This is a genomic window from Pseudonocardia sp. (assembly GCF_050246655.1).
Classification (GTDB): Bacteria; Actinomycetota; Actinomycetes; order Mycobacteriales; family Pseudonocardiaceae; genus Pseudonocardia.
The window spans coordinates 1-16,755 of record NZ_JBFWVQ010000029.1 but is presented as its reverse complement, the minus strand read 5'-3'; the positions used below and the strand labels follow the sequence as shown (position 1 = coordinate 16,755).

Genomic DNA, 16,755 nt, shown 5'->3' with positions numbered 1-16,755 from the left:
GATCGTGAGAGTGACGGTGCTGGTGGGCGGGGTCGGGGGCGCCCGGTTCCTGCTCGGGCTGCGGGAGTTGCCGGGGGTCGAGGTCACGGCCGTGGTGAACGTCGGTGACGACCTGTGGCTGCACGGCCTGCGGATCTGCCCCGACCTCGACACGTGCCTCTACACCCTCGGCGGCGGCATCGACCCCGAGCGTGGCTGGGGCCGCCGCGCCGAGACGTGGACGGTCGCGGAGGAGCTCGCGGCCTACGGCGCCGAACCCACCTGGTTCGGGCTGGGCGACCGCGACATCGCCACCCACCTCGTCCGCACCCGGATGCTGCGCGCGGGATACACGCTCGCCGACGTCACGGCGGCACTCGCGCACCGCTGGCAGCCCGGCGTCACGCTGCTCCCGGCGAGCGACGACCGCGTGGAGACCCACGTCGTCGTCCCCGATCCGGACACCGGCCCGCAGGCCCGCCGCGCGATCCACTTCCAGGAGTGGTGGGTGCGGCACAAGGCGGCGCTGCCCGCCGAGCGGTTCGTCTCCGTCGGTGCGGAGCAGGCGAGCGTGCTGCCCGCCGCCCGCGCCGCGATCGAGCAGGCGGACGCCGTGCTGCTCGCGCCGTCCAACCCGGTGGTGAGCATCGGCACGATCCTGGAGATCCCCGGGGTGCGCGACGCCCTGCGCGCCACCCCGGCCCGGGTCGTCGGGCTCTCGCCGATCGTGGGCGGGCGCCCGCTGCGGGGGATGGCGGACGCCTGCCTGGCGGCGATCGGCGTCGCGACCACCGCGGAGGCGGTGGCCGCCCATTACGGGGCGCGGCGCGACGGCGGGATCCTCGACGGCTGGCTCGTCCACACCGGCGACGCCGCCGAGGTCCCCGGGATCGCGGTCCGGGCCGTCCCGCTGCTCATGACGGACGTGGACGCGACGGCGGCGATGGCCCGCGAGGCCCTCGACCTGTGCGGGGTCGGCGTTGGCTGAGCCGCCCCCCGGGCACACCGACCACGCGGCCCCGGGAGCGATCGAGATCCGGCCCGTCACCGGCCTGCCCGACTTCCGCCCCGGCGACGACCTCGCCGCCGCCCTCGCCGCCGCCGCCCCGTGGCTCGCCGACGGCGACGTCCTGGTGGTGACGAGCAAGGTGTTCTCCAAGATCGAGGGCAGGCTCGTCGCCGCCCCGCTCGACCCGGACGAGCGTGACGCCGCCCGCCGTGCCCTCGTCGACGCGCAGACCGAGCGGTTCGTCGCCCGCCGGGGCCGCACGCTGATCGTGGCGAACCCGCTCGGCATCGTGCAGGCCGCCGCCGGGGTGGACGGCTCCAACGTGCGCCGCGACGAGCTCGCGCTGCTGCCGGAGGACCCGGACGCGAGCGCCGGGCGGCTGCGCGCCGAGCTCAAGGCCCTCCTCGGCGTGCACGTGGCCGTCCTCGTCACCGACACCCTCGGGCGGACGTGGCGGGTGGGGCAGACCGACGTCGCGATCGGTGCGTCCGGGCTCACGGTCCTGCACCGCTACGGCGGCGCGGTCGACGCCGAGGGCAACGAGCTGCTGGTCACCGAGGTCGCCGTGGCCGACGAGCTGGCCGCCGCGGGCGACCTGGTGAAGGGCAAGCTGGGCGCCGTTCCGGTGGCGGTGGTGCGCGGGCTCGCCCCGGTCGACGACGGCTCGGCGGGCCGCGACCTCGTCCGCCCTCTCGACGAGGACCTCTTCTGGCTGGGCACCGACGAGGCGCTCGCGCAGGGGCTCGCCCGAGGACACCGGGAGGCCGTCCTGCTGCGCCGCAGCACCCGCGACTTCGCCGACGAGCCCGTCGACCCGGACGCGTTGCGCCGTGCTGTCCGCACCGCACTCACCGCCCCCGCTCCGCACCACAGCACGCCGTTCCGGTTCGGCTGGGTGCGCGAGCCGCGCCGCACCGCCCTGCTGGACGCGATGCGCGACCGCTGGCGGGCGGACCTGGAGGCCGACGCCCGCCCCGGGGAGGAGGTCGCGCGCCGCCTGCGCCGTGGCGACCTCCTGCGTCGCGCCCCGGAGCTGGTGCTCGCGTTCCGCACCGGCGACGGCATGCACACCTACCCCGACGACACGCGCAACGCCGCCGAGCGGGTCATGTTCACCGTCGCCGGGGGCGCGGCGGTGCAGTCGCTGCTGGTGGCGCTGGCGGCCGAGGGCCTCGCCTCGTGCTGGGTCGGGTCGACGATCTTCGCGCCGGACGTGGTGCGGGCCGTGCTGGACCTGCCGGCGGACTGGGAGCCGCTCGGCGCGGTCGCCGTCGGGGTGCCGCGGGAGCCGCTGGAGCCCCGCGTGCCGCGGGAGCCGGGTGACGGGTTCGTCGAGTGGTGACCGCTCACCCGTGCCGTGATCGCCGGATCCGTGACATGAGCTGCACGGATGCACGCCATGTCACGGAATCAGCGATCACCGCACGGGGGCACCACCCGTGGTAGCCCCCGCCGCCGCGGCCGCCGAGCTGCGGGCCTGGCACGCCCCCACCCCCGGCCAGGAGGCGCTGCGCCACGCCCTGCTCGCCTTCCTCGACGCCCGACCGGACGACGCGTGCGACCGCTCCTGCGTCCCCGGCCACCTGACGGCGTCGGCGCTCGTGCTGGACGCGGGCGGCACGTGGACGCTGCTCACGCTGCATCCGCGCGTCGGCCGGTGGGTGCAGCTCGGTGGCCACTGCGAGCCCGGCGACGCGACGCTCTGCGCGGCCGCACTGCGCGAGGCCACCGAGGAGTCGGGCCTGACCGGGCTCGAGATCGACCCCGAGCCGCTGCACGTCGACGTCCATCCCGTGACGTGCTCGCTCGGCGTCCCGACGCGCCACCTCGACGTCCGCTACCTGGTGCGCGCGCCCGCCGGGGCGGTGCCGCGGATCAGCGACGAGTCGCTCGACCTGCGCTGGTGGCCGCTCGACGCGCTGCCCGACGACTCGGATACCGTCCCCGAGATGGTGGCGCTCCTTCAGCGCCAGAAGAACAGCAGCCGGTAGCCCTGCCCGGCGGCGACGGTGTCGCCCCCGATCAGGCCGAAGACGAACGTGGCGAGGTCGAAGAAGATCTGCGCCACCCCGGGCAGGCCGACGATCAGCAGGAACAGCACCAGCGGCGCCCACGGCCGGATCCTCGCGGCGAACGCCTGCGTCTCGCGCGACAGGTGCGGCTCGACGACGCCGAACCCGTCCAGGCCCGGCACCGGAAGGATGTTGAGCACGAACGCGAGCACCTGGATGAGCGCGAGGCAGGACAACCCGATCGCGAGGCCCAGCGGCATGGGCACGAACGCCACCGATGCCGTGAGCACGACGCCGACGGCGAGGTTGGCGAGCGGTCCGGCGAGCGACATCAGGCTCAGCACCGCCTTCGAGCGGATCGCGCCGTGGTTGATCCACACCGCGCCGCCGGGCAGCGGGATGCCGCCGAGCAGCAGGAAGAAGAGGGGCAGCACGAACGACAGCCCGACATCGGTGTATCGGCGGATGTCGAGGGTGAGGTAGCCCTTGTCGCGCACGGCGGTGTCGCCGCCGCGGTACGCGACGACGGCGTGGCCGAACTCGTGCAGGCACAGCGACACGGCCCAGCCGCCGAGCACGAGCAGCACGACACCCGTGGTGAGCACCGCCGTCGAGCCCTGCACGGCGGCCTCGGTGCCGACGGCGGCGAGGACGCCGCCCAGCACCGCGACGGCCACCATGAGCGCGAACCACGGGCTGACGCGGGTCCTCATGGTCATCCAGCCTCTCATCTGCACGGTCGTCGGCGCCGGGCCCACCCCGTGCCGGGATGGTGGGCCGTCCGGGTCACCCTCCGGGCTCATGCGCCGTGCCACGCGGGCGGTGGACCCACGTCCGGGTGCGCCCCGTCACCCGGACGGAAGCAGCGACTTGCGCCCGCTGAGTCACCACGATGTACTTACACCGGTGTCATTCGAAGCGGCGTCGATCGTGGCGGTTCCGTTCGCAGCGAGCGCCGCGCGTGACATCACCACTTGGGGAGGTGGTCGGGGTGAGCACGGGATCGGTCAGGTTGACGTTGGTTCCGCTGTCGGGGGCGAGCACACCGGAGACGATGGGGGCGGATCTGGAGGCCTTCCCGGCCGAAGGCCTGCACACGGACGACAATGAGGAGCAGGACTGGCAGGAGCGGGCGCTGTGCGCCCAGACCGATCCCGAGGCGTTCTTCCCGGAGAAGGGCGGCTCGACCCGCGAGGCGAAGCGCATCTGCGCGGGTTGCGACGTGCGCGCCGAGTGCCTCGAGTACGCCCTCGCGCACGACGAGCGCTTCGGGATCTGGGGCGGGCTCTCGGAGCGGGAGCGTCGCAGGCTACGTCGCGAGGCGGTCTGAGCCGGGGGCTCAGCGCCCGGTCGTGTCGCCGCCGTCGATGGCGTCCGGGTCGAGGTTGAGGTACTCGGCCACCTGCTCGACGAGCACTTCGTGCAGCAGGTCGGCGAGATCGGCGCCGCCGCGCGCCCGTGCCTCGAGGGGCCGCCGGTAGAGCACGATGCGGGCCCGCGAGGGCATGCCCTCCGGGTCCACACCGGCCGGGACGAGCTGCGCCAGCGGCACCCCGACGTCGGAGAGCACGCCGGTGCCCCACACGACCTCGTCCGGCGAGGTCTCGGTGACCTCCGGGACGTCGTCCACCGCCAGGTCCAGCTCCGTGAGTTCGGCGCCCCATCGCTGCTCGATCGGCTCCAGCGCCTCCAGGACCATCTGGTCGAACCGCTCGGCCCGGGTGGTGGTGGCGGGCGTGGACGCCGGGTAGAGCAGCCCGCGCAGGCCCCGCCCGCGGCGGTCGCGGCGGCGGGGCGAGCGGCGGGCGCGATGTGGTGCGCAGCGCTCGGCGAGGGTCACGCAGGAGAGCTTACGGCGCCGGTCGCGGTGTCGTCGCGGGCGGCGCGACGGGCGGTGCCGAAGCCGTCCGGCCGTCACCGCGCGACACCGTACGGGCGGTCGCCCCACTCGTCCGCGCGTCGCGTCCGGGGGCCGTGGGCGCGAGGAGATAGAGTCGCGCGGTGCTGAGCGTGCGGCGGTGTTCACGATCCGGGTGCACCGAGCTTGCCGTGGCCACCTTGACCTACGTGTACGCCGACTCCACGGCTGTCGTCGGGCCGCTGGCGACCCAGGCCGAGCCCCACTCCTACGACCTGTGCACCGGCCACGCCCACCGGCTGACCGCCCCCCGTGGCTGGGAGGTCGTCCGCTTCGAAGGCGAGTTCGTCGCGCCCCGTGCGGTGCACGACGACCTCACGGCACTGGCCGAGGCCGTCCGTGAGGGCCGTTGCGAGCCCGCCGAGCCGAACGCCCCGAGCCGCCGCCCGCACCTGCGCGTCCTCCCGGGCTCCGCGGACTGACCGGAGCTGCCTGACAAGTTCGCTTGACATCTCGCTCGGAGCGACGCACGCTCGGAGGATGACAAGCGCGCTTGACATCGCGGCCGGGCCCGGTGCGTAACGACGTCCGAGTCCTGCGCACCGGCCGCGGCCTGTCCCAGGCGGCGCTGGCCGCGGCGATGGGGGTGTCCCGGCAGACCATCAACTCGATCGAGTCGGACCGCTACACCCCGTCGCTCGCACTCGCCATCGCCCTCGCCCGGTTCTTCGAGACCACCGTGGAGGAGCTCTTTCATGCCGACCGAGAAGCCGACCGAGAAGCAGACCACGCGACCTGACGCCACCCGCTGGATCACCCCTGCGGTCGGCGTGCTCATCGGGGTGGCCTACCTCGCCGCCGGATGGGCCGCGGGCAACCTCACCTTCGGCCTCACCGGCCTCGCGATCATGCTCGCGCTGTCCGTCGGGTTCGTCCTCGCGGCCCGCCGCAGCGAGACCGTCCGCGGCCTGCTCGACCACCGCGACGAGCGCATCTCCGCGATCGACCTGCGCGCCACCGCGTTCGCGGGCATGGTCGTGATCGCGCTCGTCCTCGGGGCGTTCATCGTCGAGATCGCCCGCGGCGAGGACGGCATGCCCTACGCCTGGCTGGGCGCAGCGGGCGGGATCGCCTACGTCGTCGCGGTGCTCGTGCAGCGCGTGCGCGGGTGAGCCGCGGGCCTAGCCGGGCGTGACCCGGTCGACCCGGTCGATGCGGCCGGCACGGTCACTCGGTGACGCGTCACGGGTGCTGGCTAGGGTCGGCACCCGTGACCGACCTGTCCACGATCATCAAGGCGTACGACGTCCGCGGCGTCGTCGGTGAGCAGCTCGACACCGCCGTGGTGGCGGCGATCGGCGCGGCGCTCGCCCGCCTGCTGCACACCGAGGGCGCGGATCGCGTCGTGATCGGCCACGACATGCGCGACAGCTCCCCGGCACTCGTCAGGGCGTTCGCCGGCGGCGTGACGGCGCAGGGCCTCGACGTCGTCCACATCGGCCTGGCCAGCACCGACATGCTCTACTTCGCCTCCGGGACGTGGGACGCGCCGGGCGCGATGTTCACCGCGAGCCACAACCCGGCGAGGTACAACGGCATCAAGCTGTGCCGGGCCGGTGCGGCGCCGATCGGACAGGACACGGGGCTCGCGGCGATCCGCGAGGCCGTCGAGGCGGGGGTGCCGCAGGGGCCGGGCGGCGGCACGGAGTCGGCGGCGCCCAACTCGGAGGTGCTGGCCGACTACGCCGCCTACCTGCGCGGGCTGGTGGACCTCACGAGCGTGCGGCCGCTGCGGGTGGTCGTGGACGCCGGCAACGGGATGGCCGGGCACACGGTGCCCGCGGTGCTGGGTGCCCCGCTGGAGGTGGTGCCGCTGTACTTCGAGCTGGACGGGACGTTCCCCCACCACGAGGCGAACCCGCTCGACCCGGCCAACCTCGTCGACCTCCAGCGCGCCGTCGTGGCCGAGGGGGCCGACCTCGGACTCGCCTTCGACGGCGATGCGGACCGCTGCTTCGTCGTGGACGAGCGCGGGGAGCCGGTGAGCCCGTCCGCGATCACCGCACTCGTCGCCACCCGCGAGCTCGCCAGGTACCCCGGCGCGACGGTCATCCACAACCTCATCACCTCGCGCGCGGTGCCCGAGATCGTCACCGAGCGCGGTGGCACGCCGGTGCGCACGCGCGTGGGGCACTCGTTCATCAAGCAGACGATGGCCGAGACGGGTGCGGTGTTCGGTGGCGAGCACTCCGCGCACTACTACTTCCGCGACTTCTGGCGCGCCGACTCCGGGATGCTCGCCGCCCTGCACGTGCTCGCCGCGCTCGGCGGTACCGTCGAGCCGCTGTCGCAGCTGATGGCGGCCTACGAGCGCTACGCCGCGTCCGGCGAGATCAACTCCATCGTCGCGGACGCGGCCGAGCGGATCGCCGCGGTGCGCACGCACTGGGCGGACGCCGAGTGCGACGAGCTGGACGGCCTCACCGTGACCCTCGCGGACGGCTCGTGGTTCAACCTCCGCCCCTCCAACACCGAGCCACTCCTGCGGCTCAACGTGGAGGCGGCGGACGCGGCGGCGGTCGCCGCCCTGCGCGACGAGGTGCTCGCGGTCGTACGGGAATAGGGTGGAGCACACACCCGACCCGCGAACCGGAGGAGGATCGTGGCCGTAGAGCTGGACCCCGTGCTGGTGGAGATCCTCGCCTGCCCGTCGGACGACCACGCGCCGCTGCGCGCCGGCACCCCGACCGATCCGGGTGCGGACGTCCTCACCTGCACCTCCTGCGGTCGCAGTTACCCCGTCGTGGACGGCATCCCCGTGCTCCTGCTCGACGAGGCCCTCCCGCCGGCCTCCGGTGGGTCGTGACCACCCCGATGCTCGACGACACACTGCTGGCGGATCCCCGCGCGCTGGCGGCGCTCGACACGGGGGGCGTGCTGCGGGCCGCGGCCACCGCGGGAGCCCAGGTGCGGTCGGTCGCCGAGAGCGCCGCCGAGGCCGGGATCGCCGGGCTGGCCGGGATGCACCCGCGGGCGCTGGTGCTGCTCGCCCGGCCCGGCGCGTCCGTCCCCGCGGCGGGGATCCTCACCGCGCTGCTCGGCCCGGCGTGCCCGGTCCCGGTCGTGACGGTCCCGTCCGCTCCGAGCTGGGTCGGACCGCTGGACGTCGTCGTCGCGCACACGGCGGACGGGGCGGACGCCGAGCTGGCCGAGGCGGTGGCCCGCGCGGTCGGCCGGGGAGCGGAGGTGGTGCTCTCCGCGCCGTCGGACGGCCCGGTCGTCGCCGCGGGAGCGGGCCGCGTGCGGCTCGTGGAGCAGCGGATCCCGGTGCCGCCGGGGCTGGACCTGGCGCGGGCGCTCGCCGTCGGGCTGGTCACGGCCGCCGCGCTCGGCCTGCTCCCGCTGGAGCTGGGCATGGACGCCGTCGCCGACACCCTCGACCTCGAGGCCGAGCGCAACCAGCCTGGCCACGAGCCGTTCATGAACCCGGCGAAGACCCTCGCGCTGCGGCTGGCCGAGCACACCCCGCTGCTGTGGGGGACGGACGCACCGGCCGCGGCCGTCGCCGCGCACGCCGCGGGTGCGCTCGCCACCCACGCGGGGGTGGTCGCGTACGCCGACGACGCGGCCCGCGCCGCGCTCGCCACCGGGCTGCGGCGCGCCCTGGACCGCGCCGCGGCGACCCGCGACGTGTTCCACGACCCGTTCGAGGACGGCGACGACGACGCCGGGGCGCCACCGCCGCGGCTCGTGCTGCTCGCCACGGAGGAGGAGGACCCGGGTCAGACGGTCGTGCGCCGCACCGGCCGCACCTGGCCGTCCGCGGACGTCCTCCACCCGGTCGAGGAGGTCCCGCGCGGCACCCGCCACGCCACACTGCTCCGGGCGGCGCTGCTCGCGTCGCGGTTCGACGCCGCCGCCGCCTACCTGGGCCTGGCCACGCGCACCATCGAGCCCGCCTGACCGACGAGACCCCCCGAGGAGTGGTGGGAAGATCGTGGATCTGCTGGAGAACCCGGTCCGGCCCTATGCCTGGGGCTCGCGCACGGTGATCGCGGAGCTGCTCGGCGTGCCGAGCCCGGCACCGCATCCGCAGGCCGAGCTGTGGTGCGGTGCGCACCCGGCGGACCCGTCCCGGCTGGTCCGCGGGGGCCGCTCGCTGCTGGAGGAGGTGTCGGCGGACCCGGAGGCCGCCCTCGGCGAGGACGGTGCCGCCCGCTGGCACGGACGGCTGCCGTTCCTGCTGAAGGTCCTGGCCGCCGACGAGCCGTTGAGCCTGCAGGCCCACCCGAGCGCGCGCCAGGCCGCGGACGGCTTCGCCCGCGAGAACGCCGCGGGCATCCCCGTGGACGCGCCGGAGCGCAACTACCGCGACCCGAGCCACAAGCCGGAGCTGATCTGCGCGCTCACCCCGTTCCAGGCGCTCGTCGGGTTCCGCGAGCCCACCGCCACCGTCGAGCTGCTGCGCGCGCTGGACGTGGACGTGCTCGCCCCGCACGTCGAGCTGCTCGCCGGGCAGCCCGACGACGGAGGCCTGCGGGCGCTGTTCACCACCTGGATCACCCTCCCGCAGTCCATGCTGGACGTCCTCGTGACCGCCGTGCAGGAGGGCGCGGTTCACCTCGCCGCGGACTCCGGCTCGCCGTGGCAGGGGGTGGCCCGCTCGCTGCTGGAGCTCTCGGAGCGCTACCCGGGCGACGCGGGCGTGCTCGCCGCGCTGCTGCTCAACCGCGTCGAGCTGGCGCCAGGGGAGGCCCTCTACCTGCCGGCGGGCGTCCTGCACGCCTACCTCGCCGGGGCGGGCATCGAGATCATGGCCAACTCGGACAACGTGCTGCGCGGCGGGCTCACGCCCAAGCACGTCGACGTGCCTGAGCTGGCCCGGGTCCTGGACTTCGCCGCGCCAGCGCCCCCGGTCCTCACCGGGCACCCGGACGGGCCGTGGAGCTGCTACGACACGCCGGCGCACGAGTTCCGGCTGCGCCGCTACCACGGCGCGGCGGACCGTCCCCTGCCCGTGCCCGACGGCGGCGCCCGCATCCTCCTGTGCACCGACGGCTACGCCTGCGTGCACGCGGGCGGCGCCGAGCTGGAGCTGCGGCGCGGCGCGGCGATGTGGCTGCCCGCCTCGGACCGTGGCGTCACGGTGTGGCCGCGGGGCACGTCCACCCAGCTCTTCCTCGCGGCGGACGGGCTGTAACCCACGGTAGGGTGCGCCCGGTCGTCCGGGGGAGGGGTCGTGTCGGCAGGCGGTGGGACCAGGGCCATCATCGCGGCCCTGCTGGCCAATGCGGGCATCGCGCTCGCGAAGTTCGTCGGCTACCTGATCACCGGGTCGTCGTCCATGCTCGCCGAGTCCGTGCACTCGGTGGCGGACACGTCCAACCAGGGTCTGCTGCTGCTCGGCGGCCGCACCGCCCGGCGCGCGGCCACGCCCCAGCACCCGTTCGGCTACGGACGGGACCGCTACTTCTACTCGTTCGTCGTGGCGCTGCTGCTGTTCAGCCTCGGGTCGGTGTTCGCGATCTACGAGGGCATCCACAAGCTGGAGTCGGACGAGGAGCTCACGTCCCCGCTGGTGGCGGTGGCGATCCTGGTGGTCGCGGTCGCGCTGGAGGCGTTCTCCTTCCGCACCGCCGTGCAGGAGTCGACCCCGCTCAAGGGCGAGGCCTCGTGGTGGCAGTTCATCCGCCAGTCCAAGGTGCCCGAGCTGCCGGTCGTCCTGCTGGAGGACTTCGGTGCTCTCATCGGGCTCCTGTTCGCCCTCATGGGGGTGGGCCTCACGATGCTCACGGGCGACATCGTGTGGGACGCCGTCGGCACGCTGTGCATCGGTGCCCTGCTCGGGGCCATCGCGATCATCCTCATCATCGAGATGAAGAGCCTGCTCATCGGCGAGGGCGCCGCCGCGCCGGTGCTGGAGAGGATCGTCACGAGCCTGGAGCAGGGGCCCGTCGAGCGGGTCATCCACATCAGGACGCAGTACATCGGCCCCGAGGAGCTGCTCATCGCCGCGAAGATCGCGCTGCGCTCGGGTGCCCCGCTGGTGGAGGTCGCCCGCGCCATCGACGACGCCGAGGCCCGGGTGCGTGCTGCTGTGCCCGAGGCCCGGCTCATCTACCTGGAGCCCGACCTGGACCGCACGCCGGTGACGTCCTGATCGCCGCGCGTCTCGGCGCGGCGGGCGCCGCGGTGCTCACCGCCGTCGTCGCGGTCCTGCTCCTGCACGGCCCGGTGTCCAACCGCTTCGACGACGCGGCCTGGGCCCTCGCGCTCGCCCACGACAAGTTCTGGTGGGGCAGCACCGCCAACCTGATCTCCGACGCCACCCCGTCGCTCGGCGGTGGCGCGGCGCTGCTGCTGCTCGCCGCCGCACTCGCGTGGCGCGCCCGCTCGTGGACGCCGCTGCTGGTCGCTGCCGCGGCGCTCGTGCTGGTCGCCGCCGTCGTGGCGGGCGGGAAGCTCCTCACCTACCAGGGCGGGGTGGCGGGCCACCTCGGCTACCGCATCCCGGGGCCGCGCTGGCCGTCGGGGCCGGGAGTGACGGCCGTCGTCGTCGGCGGGACGGCGCTGCTCCTGCTGTGGCCCGGGTTCCCGCGCTGGGCACGGTGGGCGGCGCCCGTGGCCGTCGCGGTGGTCGTGGTGCTCAACGGGGCCGCAGAGGTGTTCCTCGGCCAGCACCGGCTCTCCGACGTCGTCGCGAGCTGGGCGGCGGGGCTCGCGATCCTGGCGGTGGTGGCGGCCGTCGCCGCGCCGGGGCCGGCGCCAACGCCGTCCGGTGCGGGCGCCGCCGGGGGTTCGATCAGACCACGCTGACGGGCCCGATCCGGGTGTGATCGCGGTGTCGGCTTGCCGACCGGGGCCGGTGTGTTTAGCTTAGGCGAACCTAATCCATCGGATCGACCACCCGGATCGGGGAGGACCATGGCGGCCGACCGTGACGGTCAGTGAGATTCCGCGCGCCGAGACCGCCCCGAGGGGGCTGTACCGGGGCTGGCGAGCGGCGGGCCTGCTCGTGGCCGCCGCCGCACTCGTGGTCGTGTGCGTGGCCAGCGTCATGATCGGTGCGAAGTCGATCCCGGTCGGCACCGTGGTGGGTCGTTCGCCGGCTTCGATCCCACGAACAACGACCACCTCTTCGTCCGCCTCGAACGGGTCCCCCGCACCGTCCTCGGGATCCTGGTCGGCGCGATGTTCGGCCCGGTCACGACGCCGGCGAACCCGCAGCGGGTGGTGGCGCTGGGCTGGTCGGACGCCGAGGCCGCGCTCGCACTCGGCGTCCAGCCTGTCGCCGTCAGCGACTGGATGGGCTTCGGCGGCACGGGCGTCGGCCCGTGGGCGGCCGACCTGTTCACCACGCCCCCGACCATCCTGGGCACCCTGGAGCTGAGCTACGAGCAGATCTCGTCGCTGGAGCCGGACCTCATCCTCAACACCCGCTCGGACAACAGCGCGCAGAAGCACGACGAGCTCTCCAAGATCGCCCCGACGGTCTCGGCGCCGCCCGGGGTGGTGGCCTACGGCACCACCTGGCAGCAGCAGATGGAGATGGTCTCGGCGGCGCTCGGGAAGCCGGACGAAGGGGCGAAGCTGATCGCCGAGGTGGACAAGGCCTTCGCCGACGCCGCCGCGGCGAACCCGGAGTTCGCCGGGAAGACCGTGGTGGTCGGCGCGTACTTCGGCGACCGCTACGGCGCCTACGTACGGGGCGACTCGCGCGTCGACTTCACGGAGAGCCTCGGGTTCGTCAACACGCCGGAGATCCAGGCCCAGGCCGGGGAGAGCTTCTCCATCGAGCTGGCCCGCGAGCAGATCGAGCAGCTCAGCGCCGACCTCACGGTGATCTTCCCGATCGGTGGCGACGCCACCGCCCTGCACCAGGACCCGGTGCTCAACCAGATCCCGTCCGCGCTAGCGGGGCACATGCTGATCATGGAGGACGCGACGCTGATCGAGGCATTCTCGAGTGGATCGAGGGCCCCCAGGCGGGTGTGATCACCCTCGCCAGGCCGTCGCCTGCGGGATGGCGCCTGCCACGCTGCACCGGCGGGCAGCGGTCGACGGGTGGCGGCGCCTGCACCCTGCCGTCTACCTCGTGGGCGGGCACCGGCTCACCGCCGAGGCCCGCGTCCGGGCCGCCGCGCTCTGGCTGGGCGACCCGGCCTGGGTCGACGGCCCGGCGGCCGCCTGCTGGCACGGCCTGCTCGCTGCGCTCGACCGGGTCGGGTTGACGGTCCTGCGGGCTCGCGCAGCGCCTCGCCGTCCGGGGGTCGTGGTGCGCCGCCGCGACCTCGATCGCCGCGACGTCACCCGGCTGCGCGGCGTCCCGGTGACGGCGCTGCCGCGGACCGTGCTGGACACGCGGTCGACCTGCCGGACGGGTCCGCATTCCTCGACCGGGCGTTGCAGCGCCATGTCGGGTTCCCGGCGGTGTACGACGCGTACTGCCGCGCGTTGGGCTGCGCCGGTTCCGCCCGGATGGCGGTGCTGCTCGCGGTCTGCGCCGACCGGGCGGACTCGGCCGCCGAGCGCCTGCTCCACAGGGTGCTGCGGGCCGCGGCATCGGCGGCTGGGTCGCGGGGTACGCCGCCGGGCCGTACCTGATCGACACCTGATCGACGGTGCGTTCGTGCGGGCACGGATCGCGGTGGAGGTGGACGGGTGGGCGTCGCACGCCGACGTGGACCGGTTCCGTGCCGACCGGCGCAAGGGCAACGCGCTGCTCGCCGCGGGCTGGCTGGTGCTGCGGTTCACCTGGCACGACCTGACGACGCGACCGCTGGCGTGCGTCGCGGAGATCCGGGCGGCGCTGGACCGGAGCGCATGATTCACCGGGAGTGTGACAGTGGCCCCGGATACGAGCCTCCGGTCACACTCGTGGCGATCATCGGGGGCAGGTCGGGACCCAGAAGCGCAGCTCGGGGCCCGGCTCGTCCAGCCGGATCCCGCCCGCGGCCTCGATGACCTTCCGCGACGCGACGTTGCCCGGGTCGCAGGTCACCAGGGCATGCTCGATCCCCAGGCCCGCCGCCAGTGGCAGGGCGGCCCGCAGCATCGCCGTCGCGTGCCCGCGCCTGCGCGCGGACGGCCGCACGTCGTAGCCGATGTGGCCGCCGTGGCGGCGCAGCGCAGGGGTGAGGCGGTGGCGGATCGAGAGCCGACCGAGGAACGCGTCGCCGTCGCACCACCACAGCGTCGTCTGGGGGACCCTGCCCGGTTCCGGGTCCTCGACGTCGCGGCGCAGCACGTCGAGGTAGCGGGCGAACCAGCCGTCGTCGGCGTCGACGGTTCCGCCGGGCGTGCGGCCCTCCGCGCGGAGCTCCATGTTCGCGGCGAGGAACGAGGCGGCGGCACGCTCGGCCGGCGCCGTCAGCTGCGGGGCCATGGACGCCGAGGCTACGTGGTCACCGGGACCGGGGACCCGCGCTGGCCGACCGGGCGACAGGCCGTTGCCGCGCCGGCGCGTGCGGCCCTAGCCTGCGCGGATGGGCGTCACGCGGACCTGGGTCGCCGCGGCGCTCGGCGCCGCGTGCGCCGTCCCCTTCCTGGTGATGAACGCGCTCGTCGCGCACGGCGTCGGGCCGGTCCTGCACTGGCTGCGGCCGACGGGATCCACCGGCGCGTTCGAGCTCGTCGTGCTCGCCACGCTGGTGCTGCTCCTGCTCGCGGGGGCGGTCGTCGCGATCGCGCCGGTGCTCGCGCGGCGGGTGGGCGGTGCGGTGATCGTGCCGAACGTCGTCGTGGCCCTCGTGCTGCTCACCGCGTTCGTGGCCCTCATGGGCACGCTCGGGTCGGAGATCGTCGCGTGCGAGGTCCGCCACCTCGCCCGCTGCGACTGACGGGCGCCCCCCGGTGCGCTCGGCGCCGATCCCGGCGGCGACGACAAGGCCGATCCCGAGCACGGCGAGCAGGCCCGGCACCTGGCCGAGCGCGGCGAGGCCGACGGCGGTCGCGATGGCGGGCTCGAGGCTCATGAGGGTGCCGAACGCGGCGGTGGTGAGCCTGCGCAGCGCCAGCAGTTCCAGCGTGAACGGCACGACCGGCAGCAGGAGCGCCAGGCCGAGCCCGACGATCAGCAGCTCCGGGGTGAGGTGCCCGACCGCGGACGTCCCCTCCGCGAGGGCGAGGACACCCGTCGCCACCAGGCCCGCCACCGGCAGGGAGATCGCGAGCCCGCGCACGCCCGTCACCTCGTCGCCGACGCGCTGGGTGAACACGATGTAGCCCGCCCAGCACGCCGCGGCGGCGAGGGCGAACACGACGCCGAGGCCGTCGACCGTGCCGGTCCACGGCTCGGTCAGCAGCAGCACCCCGGCACCGGCGAGGGCGGGGAAGGTGAACCGGCCGGGGCCCCGCCCGCGGGTCACGGCGACCCCGAGCGGACCGAGGAACTCCAGCGCGCTGGCGGTACCCAGCGGCAGGCGCGCCGCGGCGGCGAGGAAGAACATCGTGACGCCAGCGGTGAGCACGCCCAGCACGACGCAGGCGGCGAGGGTCCGCGCGGGCACGCGCTGCGGGCGGACGAGCACCAGGAACAGCAGCCCCGCCCAGGCGAGCCGCAGCCACGACACCTCCAACGGGCTGAGCGGGCCGACGAGGCCGACGGACGCGGCGAGCCCGAGCTGCACGCACACCATCGAGGCGGCGGCGAGGAGCGCACCCCGCCTCGCATCGGTGGCGGGCGCAGCGGTGGTCACGAGCGTCATGCCTCCAGTAGAGGGGCGCGCAACGTCCGCGTCCACGTGTTGTTTTCGCACAAACCGTTCGATGATGACGAACCATGGAGACGCGCCGGTTGCGCCTGCTGCTGGAACTCGCCCGGTTGGGGTCGATGCGCGCGGTGGCCGAGGAGATGCACCTGACCACCTCGACGGTGTCCCAGCAGCTCGCGGTGCTCGCCCGCGAGGCCGGGACGGCCCTGGTCGAACCGGACGGGCGGCGGGTGCGGCTGACCCCGTCGGGCAGGCGGCTCGCCGAGCACGCGGCGACGATCCTCGCCGCCGTGGACGCCGCCCGCCGCGACCTCGACCCGGACGTCGAGCCCGCCGGAACCGTCCGCGTCGCCGGGTTCGCCACGGCGATCCGCCGGTCGCTCGTGCCGCTGACGTCCGAGCTCGCCGCGCGGCACCCCGCGGTGTCGGTGCAGATCCACGAGCACGAACCGGGGGAGGCGCTCGGCCTGCTCGCGGAGGACCGGATCGACCTGGCGCTGACCTACGACTACGACCTCGCGCCCGCGCCCCCGGACGCGGCCGGCCCGGCCGTGCGGCTGTGGTCGGTGCCGTGGGGGCTCGCGGTGCCCGCGGACAAGCCGGCCGGCGGTGGCGCGCTGGAGGTCGTCGGGCGCTTCCGCGGGCACGACTGGATCGTCAACTCCCGCAGCACCGCGGACGAGACCGTCGTCCGGACGCTCGCCTCGATGGCCGGGTTCGTCCCGGCCGTGACGCACCGCGCCGACGATCTCGACCTGGTGCAGGACCTCGTCCTCGCGGGCCTCGGTGTCGGGCTGCTCCCCGCAGACCACCCGCTGCTGCCCGGGGTCGCGCTGCTCCCGCTGCGCGAGCCCGGCGTCGTCCTGCGGGCCTACGCGCGGACCCGCCGCGGCCGTGCGGACTGGGCGCCCCTGCGCCTGGTCCTGCGGCTCCTGCGGCGCCAGGCCGAGGTGCCCGGGGGGCCGTAGCGGCGCGCGGCTGTGGGGCCGCGCGAACGGCCCAGATGGGCAACCACCGCCGCGCGAACGGCCCAGATGGGCAACCACCGTCGCGCGAACGGCCCAGATGGGAAATAGGTCGTCCCGTATGGGCCGTTCGCGCGCACCGGGCGGGACCGTGCAGCCGCAGCCGCAGCCGCAGCCACAGCCACAGCCGCGTCCGGCGGCGAGTCACCAGCGGGAGCGC

Annotated in this window: 20 protein-coding genes; 16 read left to right on the top strand and 4 right to left on the bottom strand. The window is 74.9% G+C overall.

The features are described from left to right. Positions 1-4: 4 nt before the first annotated feature. From cofD to AB7J25_RS12215, 3 genes are all read left to right on the top strand, one after another. Positions 5-967: a 2-phospho-L-lactate transferase gene (gene cofD, locus AB7J25_RS12225; protein ID WP_428508276.1), complete on the top strand. Its 963-nt coding sequence runs from the start codon at positions 5-7 to the stop codon at positions 965-967. Then, a complete protein-coding gene (locus AB7J25_RS12220) occupies positions 960-2,330 on the top strand; it encodes a coenzyme F420-0:L-glutamate ligase (RefSeq protein ID WP_428508274.1) in 1,371 nt (456 codons plus the stop codon). The genes cofD and AB7J25_RS12220 overlap by 8 nt, the downstream gene beginning before the upstream one ends. A gap of 97 nt (positions 2,331-2,427) precedes the next feature. Beyond that, the gene (locus AB7J25_RS12215; protein WP_428508272.1) at positions 2,428-2,979 is read left to right on the top strand and encodes an NUDIX hydrolase; all 552 of its coding nucleotides are present in this window, start codon (positions 2,428-2,430) and stop codon (positions 2,977-2,979) included. Here the strand turns inward: AB7J25_RS12215 and AB7J25_RS12210 are convergent. Beyond that, positions 2,952-3,719, bottom strand: coding sequence for a site-2 protease family protein (locus tag AB7J25_RS12210; RefSeq protein ID WP_428508270.1), 768 nt, complete (start codon positions 3,717-3,719; stop codon positions 2,952-2,954). The genes AB7J25_RS12215 and AB7J25_RS12210 overlap by 28 nt on opposite strands. A gap of 335 nt (positions 3,720-4,054) precedes the next feature. Between AB7J25_RS12210 and AB7J25_RS12205 the strand changes: the two genes are divergently transcribed. Continuing rightward, a complete protein-coding gene (locus AB7J25_RS12205; protein WP_428508348.1) occupies positions 4,055-4,330 on the top strand; it encodes a WhiB family transcriptional regulator in 276 nt (91 codons plus the stop codon). Positions 4,331-4,339: 9 nt separating this feature from the next. On the opposite strand, the gene AB7J25_RS12200 is transcribed toward AB7J25_RS12205, so the two are convergent. Then, the gene (locus AB7J25_RS12200) at positions 4,340-4,840 is read right to left on the bottom strand and encodes a metallopeptidase family protein (protein ID WP_428508268.1); all 501 of its coding nucleotides are present in this window, start codon (positions 4,838-4,840) and stop codon (positions 4,340-4,342) included. Positions 4,841-5,001: 161 nt separating this feature from the next. On the opposite strand from AB7J25_RS12200, the gene AB7J25_RS12195 reads away from it, so the two are divergent. The 11 genes from AB7J25_RS12195 to AB7J25_RS12145 all read left to right on the top strand — a co-directional run bounded on the left by AB7J25_RS12195 (position 5,002) and on the right by AB7J25_RS12145 (position 13,685). Continuing rightward, positions 5,002-5,340, top strand: coding sequence for a DUF3499 domain-containing protein (locus AB7J25_RS12195; RefSeq protein WP_428508266.1), 339 nt, complete (start codon positions 5,002-5,004; stop codon positions 5,338-5,340). A 71-nt stretch (positions 5,341-5,411) separates the two neighbouring features. Next, positions 5,412-5,657: a helix-turn-helix transcriptional regulator gene (locus AB7J25_RS12190; RefSeq protein WP_428508264.1), complete on the top strand. Its 246-nt coding sequence runs from the start codon at positions 5,412-5,414 to the stop codon at positions 5,655-5,657. Next, positions 5,614-6,030 carry a hypothetical protein gene (locus AB7J25_RS12185; RefSeq protein WP_428508262.1) on the top strand — a complete coding sequence of 139 codons (417 nt, stop codon included), beginning with the start codon at positions 5,614-5,616 and terminating at the stop codon, positions 6,028-6,030. The genes AB7J25_RS12190 and AB7J25_RS12185 overlap by 44 nt, the downstream gene beginning before the upstream one ends. Before the next feature lie 98 nt (positions 6,031-6,128). Further along, on the top strand, positions 6,129-7,481 hold the full coding sequence (locus tag AB7J25_RS12180) for a phosphomannomutase/phosphoglucomutase (RefSeq protein WP_428508260.1): 1,353 nt from the start codon (positions 6,129-6,131) through the stop codon (positions 7,479-7,481). 39 nt (positions 7,482-7,520) lie between these two features. Continuing rightward, entirely contained in the window at positions 7,521-7,724 is a 204-nt protein-coding gene (locus tag AB7J25_RS12175; RefSeq protein ID WP_428508258.1) for a Trm112 family protein, read from the top strand. Next, a complete protein-coding gene (locus AB7J25_RS12170) occupies positions 7,721-8,821 on the top strand; it encodes an SIS domain-containing protein (protein ID WP_428508256.1) in 1,101 nt (366 codons plus the stop codon). The genes AB7J25_RS12175 and AB7J25_RS12170 overlap by 4 nt, the downstream gene beginning before the upstream one ends. Positions 8,822-8,855: 34 nt before the next feature. After that, a complete protein-coding gene (gene manA, locus AB7J25_RS12165) occupies positions 8,856-10,058 on the top strand; it encodes a mannose-6-phosphate isomerase, class I (RefSeq protein WP_428508254.1) in 1,203 nt (400 codons plus the stop codon). A gap of 39 nt (positions 10,059-10,097) precedes the next feature. Continuing rightward, on the top strand, positions 10,098-11,018 hold the full coding sequence (locus AB7J25_RS12160; protein WP_428508252.1) for a cation diffusion facilitator family transporter: 921 nt from the start codon (positions 10,098-10,100) through the stop codon (positions 11,016-11,018). A gap of 32 nt (positions 11,019-11,050) precedes the next feature. Further along, positions 11,051-11,674 (top strand): phosphatase PAP2 family protein, encoded by a 624-nt coding sequence (locus AB7J25_RS12155; protein ID WP_428508250.1) that lies wholly within the window; start codon positions 11,051-11,053, stop codon positions 11,672-11,674. Positions 11,675-12,049: 375 nt separating this feature from the next. After that, the gene (locus AB7J25_RS12150; protein WP_428508248.1) at positions 12,050-12,853 is read left to right on the top strand and encodes an iron-siderophore ABC transporter substrate-binding protein; all 804 of its coding nucleotides are present in this window, start codon (positions 12,050-12,052) and stop codon (positions 12,851-12,853) included. Between the two features lie 28 nt (positions 12,854-12,881). Further along, positions 12,882-13,685, top strand: coding sequence for an endonuclease domain-containing protein (locus AB7J25_RS12145; protein ID WP_428508246.1), 804 nt, complete (start codon positions 12,882-12,884; stop codon positions 13,683-13,685). 57 nt (positions 13,686-13,742) lie between these two features. On the opposite strand, the gene AB7J25_RS12140 is transcribed toward AB7J25_RS12145, so the two are convergent. Further along, entirely contained in the window at positions 13,743-14,243 is a 501-nt protein-coding gene (locus tag AB7J25_RS12140) for a GNAT family N-acetyltransferase (RefSeq protein WP_428508244.1), read from the bottom strand. A 19-nt stretch (positions 14,244-14,262) separates the two neighbouring features. Next, positions 14,263-15,564 carry an EamA family transporter gene (locus AB7J25_RS12135; RefSeq protein WP_428508242.1) on the bottom strand — a complete coding sequence of 434 codons (1,302 nt, stop codon included), beginning with the start codon at positions 15,562-15,564 and terminating at the stop codon, positions 14,263-14,265. 74 nt (positions 15,565-15,638) lie between these two features. Here AB7J25_RS12135 and AB7J25_RS12130 point away from each other — a divergent pair, with 74 nt between their 5' ends. Next, positions 15,639-16,538 (top strand): LysR family transcriptional regulator, encoded by a 900-nt coding sequence (locus tag AB7J25_RS12130; protein ID WP_428508240.1) that lies wholly within the window; start codon positions 15,639-15,641, stop codon positions 16,536-16,538. Positions 16,539-16,755: the final 217 nt, after the last annotated feature.

What these genes read in the sequence shown, in the direction of transcription:
- AB7J25_RS12185 (WP_428508262.1), top strand. Translation starts at nt 5,614, where the DNA reads ATGCCGACCGAGAAGCCGACCGAGAAGCAGACCACGCGACCTGACGCC.
- AB7J25_RS12150 (WP_428508248.1), top strand. Translation starts at nt 12,050, where the DNA reads ATGTTCGGCCCGGTCACGACGCCGGCGAACCCGCAGCGGGTGGTGGCG.
- AB7J25_RS12145 (WP_428508246.1), top strand. Translation starts at nt 12,882, where the DNA reads ATGGCGCCTGCCACGCTGCACCGGCGGGCAGCGGTCGACGGGTGGCGG.
- AB7J25_RS12140 (WP_428508244.1), bottom strand. Translation starts at nt 14,243, where the DNA reads ATGGCCCCGCAGCTGACGGCGCCGGCCGAGCGTGCCGCCGCCTCGTTC.
- AB7J25_RS12210 (WP_428508270.1), bottom strand. Translation starts at nt 3,719, where the DNA reads ATGACCATGAGGACCCGCGTCAGCCCGTGGTTCGCGCTCATGGTGGCC.
- AB7J25_RS12135 (WP_428508242.1), bottom strand. Translation starts at nt 15,564, where the DNA reads ATGACGCTCGTGACCACCGCTGCGCCCGCCACCGATGCGAGGCGGGGT.
- AB7J25_RS12130 (WP_428508240.1), top strand. Translation starts at nt 15,639, where the DNA reads ATGGAGACGCGCCGGTTGCGCCTGCTGCTGGAACTCGCCCGGTTGGGG.
- AB7J25_RS12205 (WP_428508348.1), top strand. Translation starts at nt 4,055, where the DNA reads ATGGGGGCGGATCTGGAGGCCTTCCCGGCCGAAGGCCTGCACACGGAC.